Origin of the sequence: Mycobacterium sp. SM3041 (genome assembly GCF_039668335.1) — a bacterium.
In the GTDB taxonomy this organism is placed as follows: Bacteria; Actinomycetota; Actinomycetes; order Mycobacteriales; family Mycobacteriaceae; genus Mycobacterium.
In genome coordinates, this window is sequence record NZ_JAYXBQ010000080.1 from 39,748 (window position 1) to 51,535 (window position 11,788).

Genomic DNA, 11,788 nt, shown 5'->3' on the forward strand with positions numbered 1-11,788 from the left:
GCCCGCCGTTTCTCGAGCGTGGCATCGGCGATCGCCGGCAGCATGGTCTGCGCCCTCATCGTCTTGACCGGCATCCCAGGGGACACCCCTGAGCGGGTCAGGATCGCCGAGCGGGCCAACGTCGTCAACCTGCCGACCACCATCGGCTTCGCCGACTCCGACATCTACGGACTGTCGCCCGATGACGTGAACCGGACGCTGGCATTGATGGCCAACAACCGCGTGAACACCATCAGGTTGATGATTCCGTGGGCCGGCGTCGAGCCGATCCTCGGCCAGCTCGACTGGAGCCTGGTCGACAAGACGGTGAATGCCGCGGCCGCCATGAACATGTCGATCATCGCATTCGTCAATGCCACCCCACCCTGGGCCATGTCGCAGGGCGGGCTGCCGCTGAGCAGCCGGCCGTCGGATCCGGACGCCTACGGCAATTTCATGACCAAGGTGGCCACCCGCTACAAGGGAAAGATCTCCGCGTACGAGATCTGGAACGAGCCGAACGCGGTGTTCTTCTACAGTCCCGCACCGGATCCCGCGGGCTACACCGATCTGCTCAAATCGGCCTATCCGCGCATCAAGGCCGTCGACCCGGACGCGACGGTGATCGGCGGCGTCGTCGGCGCCGTGGTGGATTTCGGCTCGTGGTCGATCAACCCCGTGCGCTTCATCGCCGGGATGTACGCCGCCGGCGCCAAGGGGAACTTCGACGCGCTGTCGTTCCACCCGTACAACTACAACCTGAAGTTCTCCGACGGCATGCTGATCGCGAATTCGCCTGTCCTGCAATTGGTTCAGATGCGTCAGGTGATGATCGACAACGGCGACGAGGGCAAGCGGATCTGGGCCACCGAGTACGGCGAGCCCACCTCGGTGGTCAACGAGACCACGCAGGCCGCGTACCTCAAGGACATCTACACCAAGTGGCAGGAGATGCCGTACACCGGCCCGCTGATGGTCTACACCACGCGTGACCGCAAGACCGGAAGCAACCAGGCCGACGCCACCGTCGGGCTCTACCGCAGCGACTGGACACCGAAGCCCGCGGCCGCCGAACTGGCGGCGACCATCGCCGCCGGGGTACCGAAATCGCCGGAGTTCCTGCGCTTTTCGCAGATCACCGACCCGGCGCACGGCTCGGTCCTGAGCCCGGTGTTCAAGGCAACCAAGACGGTGTGGGCGCAGGTCCGCACGGTCAACACCATCTACGAGCTGCCGAGCGGCTACGTGTCGTCGCCGCGCCCGGTGGCCGACATCGCGATGCAGCGGAACTCGGTGCCCGCGAGCGTGTTCGCCAACGGCCAACAGGACTTCACGGGTGGCCAGGCGTTCCGGGTGTGGTGGTCACCCGAGACCGGCGCCCACTGGGCCTCGAGCGCTTTCGCGCAGGCGTGGAAACCGCAGCTGGGGTTGGCCACCAGCGACGAGCGCTACGTCAACGGCTCCAACCGCGTCGACTTCCAGCACGGTTACATGGTCTGGGCACCGTGGGTCGGCGTGAAGGTCTACTACACCTGACCGTCGCCGCGCAGCAGGTCGGCAACCGCCTTGTGCGGCAACCGGTCCTGCCACCGCTGCCGGTTGATCTCGTACAGCTGGTTACCCAGGTCGACGGCGGCCGGCACGTCGGTGAGCAGCCGCCGGCACTCGGCGATGAACGCCGCATCGTCGTCCAGGGCACGCAGCCCGAAGATCGGCCCGAGTGATCCGATGGCCGCCGTGGTGGCGACGGCCGGCAGCCCGATCCGGATGGTGTCGAGCAGCTTGACCCGGACTCCCCCGCCGGTGCGGATCGGCGCGATCAGGGCCCGGCACGTGCCCAGGAACGCCCCGAGGTCGTCGACGAATCCGAGGTCGCGGACCCCTTCGGGATAGACCGGGTCGGCCGCGCCGGGCTTCTTGGCCCCGATGATGCACAGTTCGGCGCCGGCGATCCCGGCGGAAATCCGCGGCCACAGTTCGAGGGCCCGCAGGAACCCCTCCTGGTTGGGTGGCCAGTCGCGGGTACCCATGAACACCAGCCGCGGCGGAGAGGACGCGACGTCGACCTGGGTCCCGGGCGGCATCGTGATGTCCATGAACCGGGCGTCCCGGACACCGTTGTCGCGGTAGTACTCGGCTTCCTCGGCGTCGTAGGTGCTGACGGCGTCGGCCGCGCGCGCGACGCGCAGCTCATCGCGGACCAGCCGCGGTTCCTCGACGCGGCCGAGCGCGCCGCGCGACGCCCGCCAGACCAGCGACTCGCTCACGTTCGTGTTGACGACGAATCGCTTCTTCCCGAAATGCTTGCTGCGGAAGAACGATTCGGCCATGTAGCTGTGTTCGGCGACGAACACGTCGGCGTCGCTGCGGTCGATGGCACGGACCAGTTCGTCGGTGTCGAATCGGACATGCACCAGGCTGCGCCGGCGCCGCAGGGAGTCGATGAGCAGCCGGTGCGGACGCACGGCCGGCTTGTGGACCCGCTCCAGCGGCAGGCCACCGAGGATCAGGTCGGCGGTGACGGTGCCCGGTTGGGGCGACAGCGCGATGGCCGACACCTCGGACGAGTCGGCGGCCAGCTGCATGAGCATGCGGGCCAGCGCGACGTCACCGGTGTGTTCGAGCACCGGATCTTTCGACAGGATGAACGCGGTCTTCGGTGTGGTCATGACTCCACCACCTCGCGCGGCCGGTAGACCGCCCACGTGAACCCGGCGAGCATGATCGCGTCGGCGACGGTGGCCGCGATGGCCGCGCCCACCGCGCCGAGCGGTGTCAGCGTCGCGAGGGCGGCGACCATGCCGAGTTTCACCGGCACCAGGCCGACGGCGATGGTGAGCCGGAAGACGTCGCGCCGCTGGGTGTAGAGGATCACCTGCAGCACGAAGATGCAGATACGCAGCGCGGCGAAGCCGCCCATGATCATCATGGTCGTGGCGAGCTGGGTCGGGGCCCCGAAGGCGAACAGGCAGCCACCGATGATCAGCAGCAGCGAGCCGCCGAGTGCCGCCATCCGCAGGATGTTGCGCAGCGGTGGGGCGGCGGACAGGTCACCGCCGCTCTCCCGCAGCGGCTCGTGATAGGTCATGCCGAAGGACTGGCCGGCGGCCGCCACAGCGGCCGCGACGACCCACGCGAGCTGGTAGTAGCCCGCTGCCGTGGTGTCCACCAGGGTGCCGAGCAGCAGCACGTCACCGCCGAGATACAGCGTGGTGCCGAGCATTTCGCCGGTCAGCGCCGCGATCAACCGCGGCGGCCCGGGTGGTGCGGGCCGGTGGCCGATGGCCAGCTTGGCCCCGACCAGCAGGATCAGCACGTAGGGCGTGCAGTACAGCAGCGAGGCGTGGGTGAGCGTCGGGTGCGCCGAGGTGTACAGGTACACCGCGCCGATGCCGGCGCTGGAGAACTGCCGCGCGGTGTCGAGCCGATAGACCTTGTCCGGGTGGCCATCTCGCGCCGACTGACTCTTGACGACGTTGAGGGCGATCTCGCCGCCGGCCACCATCAGACCGAAGCCGATGACGTAGTTGACGTCGAACGTGACCGCGCCGGCGGTGACCAGCGCCACCGCGACGAGATAGCGCATGGTGCGCTCACGCAGGAAGTGCTCCTCGGATTCCCGGATGGCCCGGACCGCGAAGGAATTGTCGACGGTGTTGCCGACGATGCCGTTGAGCACCGTCGCCATGGCGTACAGGCCGTACTCGGAGACGCCGAGGCGCTGCACGAGGATCAGCGTCCACAGCAGGCCGACCCCGCGACCGCCGTAGATCCAGATCAGCGAGATGAGCGTCTTCGCCACATTGCGGGTGGGCGCTTCGGGGGCAGTCAGGTCACACGCTCACAGATGCTCGGGCCAACATGTCGGTCCACACGCGGCCGAACGCCTCGGCCGTCCGCGGCCCGGAGCAGGCCTCGCGGTAGGCCTCGACGTGCCGGCCGAACTCGGCCAGTCGCTCATCGTCGTCGACGAGGGACACGATGGCCTTGGCCAACGACGACGCCACCTGTTCGGGCTTCTGGTCGCCGATGCGGACGACGAGGGCGCCCGCGCGCTCGTCCAGTTCGGCCAGGGCGCCGTAGTCGGTGCAGACCACGGGGGTGCGGTACGCCATCGCGTGGGCGACCGAACCGGACGCCGGGTAGGTCTCGGCGTAGAAGTGGCGCTTGCCGTACGGAATCACCACGGCCCGTACCGAATCGAAGAACGCGTCCTCGGCCGGACCGTCGACGGGGCCGACGATCTCCACGCCCGGGCCACCCGTCAGTGCCTCGGTTCCCCGGCCCGCCACCCGGATCACGATGTCGTCGGGCAGCTCCCGGCGAATGCGGGCGATCTGCTCGAAACCCTTGCCCCGGTACACATGCCCGAAGAAACCGACGGCCTTGGGCCGCTCGGTGAGCGGGCGCAGCCGCGGCCGTTCGGAGATGATGTGCGGCACGGCGGCGACCGTGGTGCCGGGGTAGATGGCCTTGATGGAGTCCGCGCCGATCTGGCTCAGCGCGACCATCGTCCGGTCCCCGTTGACCATGCCCTCGATTCGCCGCGACAGCGGGCGCAGCGGGTAGTGCAGGCCGTGCATGACGAGCCGGTGCTGCGCCACGAACCGGGTTCGCGCCGGCCACCAGATGCCCTGCGGCGGATCGTGCACCGTCGCCGTCACCGGCACGCCGCGCAACCCCGCGATGGACCAGAACGCCGACACCGCACCGGCCGCCAGCTCGGCATGCACCAAGACCCGGCCCGGCTTGCCGCCGGCCACCAGTTCGGCGACCGCGCGCCGGTGGCCTCGTACCTGGGCCACCGTCTCGGCCCCCGGGCCGAGAGTGCGGCGTTGCACGACCTCACCGAACAGCGGCTGCACGGCGTTGACGAAGTTCTCGGCATAGTCGCCCACCGCGGTCTGGCCTTCGGCCGGACCGATGTAGACCAACCGGTATTCGCGTAGATCGACCGGCATCAGCAGAACAACGGCCGGTACTTTGCGCTGTAGCCCAATGCATCCGGATTACGCTTGGCGAACACTTTGGCGGGGTTGCCGCCGACCACGTCGAGCGGGGCCACGTCCTTGACCACGAGCGCCTGCGCGGCGACGACGGCGCCGCGGCCGATCAGGGCGGGCAGCACCATGGCCCGGCTCGCGATCCAGACGTAGTCCTCGATCACCGTCGGGATCGGGATCGGCAGGAAGTCCGGGTGGTTGATGTCGTGCCCACCGCCGAGCAGGTGGACGTCGCTGGCGATGGTCACGTTGTCGCCGATCCACAGGCCGGCGCGCGCGTCGAGCAGGCAGCGGAATCCGATGGTGGTGCCGTTGCCGATCGTCAGGAATTCGATGTCCAGGATGGTGGTGCCGCGCATGATGGTCGACCACTCACCGATGGTCGCGCCGAACAGCCGCAGGAAGCCCTGGCGGATGGTGTGCGACGGGATGTGCGTGATGAACATGTTGAACAGCAGTTCGCCAATTCGGTTGCGCGCCTTGCGGGCGACGCCCATGCTCTGCATCTTGTAGTAGGTGACGCGGCCGTCCTCGCCGAGTTTCCATTCCGGATCCGGCGGCAATTTCAAAGTCGGTGCGGCCGCCTTCTTGCGTGCCACATCTGCCGGGTCTGCCGTTGCCGGCTCGCCAATCACGTTCTTCGCTCCCGTCGTCCCGGATTCCGAGTTAACCACAGTGTTTCGGCCTCGTCAGTACAGCCGGCCCTGGCGCGTCAGCATCTCCGACCACTTTGCGGCGTAGGCGGCGGCGACGTTCTCCGGCGACCGCTCCTGGCGCGTCCGGTCGGCATTCGCCTCGAGTTCCTTGAGCCGCGTCTCGTCGTTGAGCAAGGCCGCGATGGCCGCCGAGAACCCGGCCGGCAGTGCCTTGGGGTCGTCGGAGTCCATGGGCACGACGACCGCGCCGGTCTCGGTGCCGAACTCGGCCAGAGAGCCGTAGTCGGTGCACACCACCGGGGTGCGGTAGGCCATGGCGTGGGCCGCGACCGACGAGGCGGGGTAGGTCTCGGCGTAGAAGTGGCGCTTGCCGTACGGAATCACCACGGCGCGCACCGAATCGAAGAACGCGTCCTCGGCATCACCGTCGACGGCGCCCACGATCTCCACCCCCGGGCCGCCGGGCAGCGCCTCGGTCCCCCGGCCCGCCACCCGGATGACGATGTCGTCGGGCAGCTCCCGGCGAATGCGCGCGATCTGCTCGAATCCCTTGCCCCGGTACACATGCCCGAAGAAACCCACGGCCTTCGGCCGCTCGATCACCGGGCGCACCCGGGGCCGCTCGCACACGAGGTAAGGGGCATACGCCACATCGGTGTTCGGGTACACATCGCGAATGGACTGCGCGCCGATCTGGCTGAGGGCGAACAACGTCCGGTCCCCGTTGACCATGCCCTCGAGCATCCGCGACACCGGACGCAGCGGGTAGTGCAGGCCGTGCATCACCAGCTTGTGCCGCGCCACGAACTTCGTGCGCCCCGGCCACCAGATGCCCTGCGGCGGATCGTGCACCGTCGCCGTCACCGGCACGCCGCGCAACCCCGCGATGGACCAGAACGCCGACACGGCACCGGCCGCCAGCTCGGCATGCACCAGCACCCGGCCCGGCTTGCCGCCGGCCACCAGTTCGGCGACCGCGCGCCGGTGCCCCAGGATTTCCCGCGCGCTGTCGGAACCCGGTCCCAGCGTGCGGTGCTCGACCAGTTCGCCGACATGGGGCCGCAGCGCCCGCGTCAGGTTCTCGGCGTAGTCACCCACCGCCGTCTCGTGGTCCGCCGGACCGACGTACACCAGGCGGTAGTCCTTCAGCGTGGCGACCGGCGCCGCTTCTGGCGCCATCAGTACCCGGCCAGCTTGTCGACTGCCTCATGCAGCCGAGCGCTGAACGCGTCCTCGGTGAACTGGGAGACGTGGTGTTTGATCTTCTCCTGGTCCCACGTCGCCGACTCGAATCGGTCCAGCGCCTCGCGCACCGAATCCGGTTGCGGTTCATCGAAATACAGGCCGGTGGTGCCCTCGTCGATGGTGTCGAGGAAGCCGCCGAACCGCAGCGCGACGCTCGGCCGGCCCCACACGCCCGCTTCGATGGGGGTCAGACCGTAGTCCTCGAAACTCGACGACATCAGCGCCCGGCAGTTCTTGTAGAGCCAGGCCATCTGCCCGTCGGTGAGGTTGTGCAGCATGGTGACATTGTCGGTCTTCATCGACCGCAGCCGCTCGGCTTCGGGCCCGTTGCCGACCACCACGAGCTGCCGGTCACTACCCGCGAACGCCCGCACGATGACATCGACGTTCTTGTACGGCAGCAGCCGGCACACGACGAGGTAGAAGCTGCCGTCCGGATCGCTCAGATCGACCTTGTCCTCGAGTTCCTCGACGGGTTCGACGGCGTACGACCGCGACATTGCCACCGGCGCGAACATCACCTCGGCGTCGATGTCGTAGGCCTTCTTGACGTATCCGCTGATCATGGTCGAGATCGCGAGGTACTTGTCGGCCGCGAGCGCCTGCCGGCGGTCCCAGTCGAGCAGGCGCTTCTTGGTGAGCTTGAGGCCCAGGCGCTTGATCGGGTTCGCGTGGTCCCCGAGGTAGGCCTCGGTCTGGTAGAGCCAGCGCGCCGGGTTGTAGCAGTAGATGAGCTTCTTGCCGTTGGTCCGGAAGCCGTGCGACCAGCCACTGCAGCTCGCCAGCACGATGTCGGCGTCGACGAACATGGACTCGGCCACGCGCGGATAGATCGGCAGGGCGGCCCGGTGGTACTTGCGGGCCAGACCCACCTTGTTGAGCGCGGACACCCGGATGTCGAGGTCGGCAAACTCCGGGTAGGTCAGCTCGGGGTCGTACAACATCGTGTACAGCGGGGCGTCCGGGAACGCCTTCGTCATCGAGAGGACAACCTTTTCCGCGCCGCCGAACTGGGTCAGATAGTCGTGGGCGATGGCCACCTTGGGCCCGTCCACTCCGTCGTACTTGCGCGTCGAATGCACTGTTGAGTATCCCCCTGCGCCGATCTGGTGATCGTCTCGCGGTCGTGAAGTCAGCTGCCCGCAAATGCCGGGCACGCATATCGAACCGCAAACTTACGCAATTGACAAGCTAAATGCATCGCGCCTGCGCAGGACGCGCCCCCGGCAGTGCGCACGCACCGGCTCAGCTAAGTGGATTTCACCACCGGAGATCTGGCCTCGACGGTCGCACGACCGGGCCGCAACACCTGGTCTGCGCCATTGCGACCAGGCAATTCACCCCTGCGCCCGCGACGCCCGGCGCCGTCGCGCTCAAGGCCCGCTCAGCAAATCCCCCAGCCTGAACGGTGTTCAACGCGAGTCATGGGCGGGACCAGCGCGGGAAGTGTATATTGACTTACCAGCAAACTGCTGACGCAGGACGTGCAAGCCGCGGGGGCGGAAGAATCTATGAACGGTGCGCAAATGAGCGGTACACACGTGGACGTCCATTACAAGGACCTCGACACCCTCTGGCAGGGCTACGACGAGTCTGTCCGCAGCTTGGCCGAGCGCGAAGGCGTCAGGGCCGTCGCCGAACTCGGTGGCGGCGCCAACCCGATCATCGGCGGTGACGACTGGAGCTTCGCCGACGAGCGTGTCGTCATCGACATCTCGGCCACCGAACTGGCCAAGGCCAACAGCCGCGTGCACACCCGCGTCGCCGATCTGTGCAAACCGATCGACACCGAGCTCAATGCATACGACCTGGTGTTCTCCAAGATGCTCTGCGAGCACCTGCCCGACGCCCGCACGTTCCACGAGAACTGCTTCAAACTCCTTCGCCCGGGCGGACTTTCGGTGCACTTCTTCCCGACGCTGTTCGCGTTCCCGTTCGTGGTGAACCTGCTCATCCCGGAGCAGGCGGCGCGCACCGTCATCAGCAAGCTGCAGCCCGGCCGGTTGCAGAACCCGCATCACGAGAAGTTCCCGGCCTACTACCGCTGGACCACCGGACCCACCAAGAAGGCCATCAAGCGCTACGAGAGCGTGGGTTTCCAGGTCGAATCCTGGTCGGGCTCCTACGGCCACGGCTACTACCGGGTGCTCCCCCCGCTCGACGCCCTCGAGCGCGCGAAGAGCCGTTTCCTTCTTAAGCACCCGGTGCCGGCGCTCACGAGTTTCGCGGCTGTGGTCCTGCGCAAACCGGCGTGACCCGCCGAGAGGGCACCCCACCTTCACAACTTTCTTAGAGAACCGTTAACATCGTCGCCATGACGAGCGTGACCGAGCCACCGGTGGACAAGGCGATCGACATCCACACCACCGCGGGCAAGCTGGAAGACCTGCGTAGGCGTACCGAAGAGACCCTGCACCCCGTCGGCGAGGCCGCCGTGGAGAAGGTCCACCAGAAGGGCAAGCTCACCGCCCGCGAGCGCATCCTGGCGCTGCTCGACGAGGGCTCGTTCGTCGAACTCGACGCGCTGGCCAAGCACCGCAGCACCAACTTCGGCCTGGCCGACAAGCACCCGCTCGGCGACGGTGTGGTGACCGGCTACGGCACCATCGACGGCCGCGAGGTCTGCATCTTCAGCCAGGACGCCACCGTCTTCGGCGGCAGCCTCGGTGAGGTCTACGGCGAGAAGATCGTCAAGGTCCAGGAGCTGGCCATCAAGACCGGCCGCCCGCTGATCGGCATCAACGACGGCGCCGGCGCCCGCATCCAGGAGGGTGTGGTCTCGCTCGGCCTGTACAGCCGCATCTTCCGCAACAACATCCTGGCGTCGGGTGTCATCCCCCAGATTTCGCTCATCATGGGTGCCGCGGCCGGTGGCCACGTGTACTCGCCCGCGCTCACCGACTTCATCATCATGGTCGACCAGACCAGCCAGATGTTCATCACCGGTCCGGACGTCATCAAGACCGTCACCGGTGAAGAGGTCACCATGGAGGAGCTGGGCGGCGCCCACACCCATGAAGCCAAGTCCGGCACCGTGCACTACGTCGCCTCGGGCGAGCAGGACGCCCTGGACTACGTCCGCGACCTGCTGAGTTACCTGCCCCCGAACAACTACGCCGAGCCGCCGCGCTACCCGGCGCCGCCGCACCCGGGCGCCGTCGAGGACAACCTCACCGAAGAGGACCTCGAGCTCGACACGCTGATCCCGGATTCGCCGAACCAGCCGTACGACATGCACGAGGTCATCTCGCGCATCCTCGACGACGACGAGTTCCTAGAGATCCAGCCCGGCTACGCGCAGAACATCGTGATCGGCTTCGGCCGCATCGACGGTCGCCCCGTCGGCGTCGTGGCCAACCAGCCGACGCAGTTCGCCGGCTGCCTGGACATCAACGCCTCGGAGAAGGCCGCGCGGTTCGTCCGCACCTGCGACGCCTTCAACATCCCGATCATCATGCTGGTGGACGTCCCGGGCTTCCTGCCGGGCACCGAGCAGGAGTACAACGGCATCATCCGCCGCGGCGCCAAGCTGCTGTACGCCTACGGTGAGGCCACCGTCGCCAAGATCACCGTCATCACCCGCAAGGCCTACGGCGGCGCCTACTGCGTCATGGGCTCCAAGGACATGGGTTGCGACGTCAACCTGGCCTGGCCGACGGCCCAGATCGCCGTCATGGGTGCCTCGGGTGCGGTCGGCTTCGTCTACCGCCAGGAGCTCAAGGCCGCCGAGGCCAAGGGCGAGGACGTCGACGCCCTGCGCCTGCAGCTGCAGCAGGAGTACGAGGACACCCTGGTGAACCCGTACGTCGCCGCCGAGCGCGGTTACGTCGACGCCGTCATCCCGCCGTCGCACACCCGCGGCTACATCGCCAACTCGCTGCGGCTGCTGGAGCGCAAGATCGTCCAGACGCCGCCGAAGAAGCACGGGAACATCCCCCTGTGAGCGCCGAATCTGTGGTCGACGAGACCGAGACGCAGGCCCCGGTGGCTCCGCTGTTCCAGGTCGTCAAAGGCAACCCGTCCGACGAGGAGCTCGCTGCGCTGGTGACGGTGTTGGCCGGCGCCTCGGGCGGCGGCGGTGCCCCCGAGGCCGGTGACCGCAACGACTGGGGCCACCCCGTCTCCAAGCTGCGGTACGCGTACACCAGCTGGCAGCTGGTGACCCTGGTGGAGCGCACCTTCATCCGGCGATGACCCGGGTGGTCCTGGGCTCGGCCTCCGCGGGCCGGCTCAGTGTGCTGCGCAAGGCCGGTGTGGAACCGGTCGTGCTGGTATCCGACGTCGACGAGGACGCGATCATCGCGTCTCTCGGCGACGCCGGCCCCGGCGACGTCGTACGTGCCCTGGCGACAGCCAAGGCGCAGCGGGTCGCCGAATCACTCGACGCGACCCTGTCGTCGGATTGCGTTGTCATCGGCTGTGATTCGATGCTCGAGCTCGACGGCCGGCTGACCGGCAAGCCGGGCGCCCCCGAGGTGGCCCGGCGGCAATGGCTCTCGATGGCCGGCCGCAGCGCCGTCCTGCACACCGGCCACAGCGTCCTGCGCCTGAGCGACGGCGCCGTCACCGCTCAGGTCAGCGAACTCGGCTCCACCACAGTGCGTTTCGGCGAGCCCGGCACCACCGACCTGGATGCCTACATCGGCACCGGCGAACCCCTCTGGGTGGCAGGCGCTTTCACCCTCGACGGCCTGGGCAGCTGGTTCATCGACGGCATCGAGGGCGACCCCTCCAACGTCATCGGCCTGAGCCTGCCCCTGCTCCGCCGTATGCTGGCCCGCCTCGGCGTGTCCGTCGCGGACCTGTGGGCCGCCAACCGGCCCCAGTAGGTTTTTCCCGAATCCACCTATCCGCACCGCATCCCGCACCGAATTCCTGGTGACAAACCAGGAAGGACGGCACGGT

The 11,788-nt window shown here is 67.8% G+C and carries 11 protein-coding genes; 5 read left to right on the plus strand and 6 right to left on the minus strand.

Translation table 11 applies throughout. The features are described from left to right. Positions 1 to 18: 18 nt before the first annotated feature. Positions 19 to 1,515 (plus strand): cellulase family glycosylhydrolase, encoded by a 1,497-nt coding sequence (locus VXD91_RS28860; RefSeq protein ID WP_346416995.1) that lies wholly within the window; start codon positions 19 to 21, stop codon positions 1,513 to 1,515. Here VXD91_RS28860 and VXD91_RS28865 read toward each other — a convergent pair. Genes VXD91_RS28865 through VXD91_RS28890 form a run of 6 tightly spaced genes read right to left on the minus strand, consistent with a single transcriptional unit; the run spans position 1,506 to position 7,965 of the window. After that, a complete protein-coding gene (locus tag VXD91_RS28865) occupies positions 1,506 to 2,648 on the minus strand; it encodes a glycosyltransferase family 4 protein (RefSeq protein ID WP_346416996.1) in 1,143 nt (380 codons plus the stop codon). The genes VXD91_RS28860 and VXD91_RS28865 overlap by 10 nt on opposite strands. Further along, positions 2,645 to 3,781, minus strand: a complete 1,137-nt coding sequence (locus VXD91_RS28870; protein WP_346416997.1) for a hypothetical protein — start codon at positions 3,779 to 3,781, stop codon at positions 2,645 to 2,647. The genes VXD91_RS28865 and VXD91_RS28870 overlap by 4 nt, the downstream gene beginning before the upstream one ends. A gap of 31 nt (positions 3,782 to 3,812) precedes the next feature. Beyond that, positions 3,813 to 4,940, minus strand: coding sequence for a glycosyltransferase family 4 protein (locus tag VXD91_RS28875; protein ID WP_346416998.1), 1,128 nt, complete (start codon positions 4,938 to 4,940; stop codon positions 3,813 to 3,815). Further along, positions 4,940 to 5,617 (minus strand): acyltransferase, encoded by a 678-nt coding sequence (locus VXD91_RS28880; protein WP_318986434.1) that lies wholly within the window; start codon positions 5,615 to 5,617, stop codon positions 4,940 to 4,942. The genes VXD91_RS28875 and VXD91_RS28880 overlap by 1 nt, the downstream gene beginning before the upstream one ends. A 54-nt stretch (positions 5,618 to 5,671) precedes the next feature. Next, on the minus strand, positions 5,672 to 6,817 hold the full coding sequence (locus VXD91_RS28885) for a glycosyltransferase family 4 protein (protein ID WP_346416999.1): 1,146 nt from the start codon (positions 6,815 to 6,817) through the stop codon (positions 5,672 to 5,674). Further along, positions 6,817 to 7,965 (minus strand): glycosyltransferase, encoded by a 1,149-nt coding sequence (locus VXD91_RS28890; RefSeq protein ID WP_244872810.1) that lies wholly within the window; start codon positions 7,963 to 7,965, stop codon positions 6,817 to 6,819. The genes VXD91_RS28885 and VXD91_RS28890 overlap by 1 nt, the downstream gene beginning before the upstream one ends. A gap of 444 nt (positions 7,966 to 8,409) precedes the next feature. Here VXD91_RS28890 and VXD91_RS28895 point away from each other — a divergent pair, with 444 nt between their 5' ends. Genes VXD91_RS28895 through VXD91_RS28910 form a run of 4 tightly spaced genes read left to right on the plus strand, consistent with a single transcriptional unit; the run spans position 8,410 to position 11,712 of the window. Next, the gene (locus VXD91_RS28895; protein ID WP_318986433.1) at positions 8,410 to 9,138 is read left to right on the plus strand and encodes a class I SAM-dependent methyltransferase; all 729 of its coding nucleotides are present in this window, start codon (positions 8,410 to 8,412) and stop codon (positions 9,136 to 9,138) included. Between the two features lie 59 nt (positions 9,139 to 9,197). Continuing rightward, positions 9,198 to 10,826, plus strand: coding sequence for an acyl-CoA carboxylase subunit beta (locus tag VXD91_RS28900; RefSeq protein WP_318986432.1), 1,629 nt, complete (start codon positions 9,198 to 9,200; stop codon positions 10,824 to 10,826). Beyond that, positions 10,823 to 11,077 carry an acyl-CoA carboxylase subunit epsilon gene (locus tag VXD91_RS28905; RefSeq protein ID WP_318986431.1) on the plus strand — a complete coding sequence of 85 codons (255 nt, stop codon included), beginning with the start codon at positions 10,823 to 10,825 and terminating at the stop codon, positions 11,075 to 11,077. Before VXD91_RS28900 ends, VXD91_RS28905 begins: the two co-directional genes overlap by 4 nt. Further along, positions 11,074 to 11,712, plus strand: a complete 639-nt coding sequence (locus VXD91_RS28910; RefSeq protein WP_346417000.1) for a nucleoside triphosphate pyrophosphatase — start codon at positions 11,074 to 11,076, stop codon at positions 11,710 to 11,712. The genes VXD91_RS28905 and VXD91_RS28910 overlap by 4 nt, the downstream gene beginning before the upstream one ends. Positions 11,713 to 11,788 lie beyond the last annotated feature (76 nt).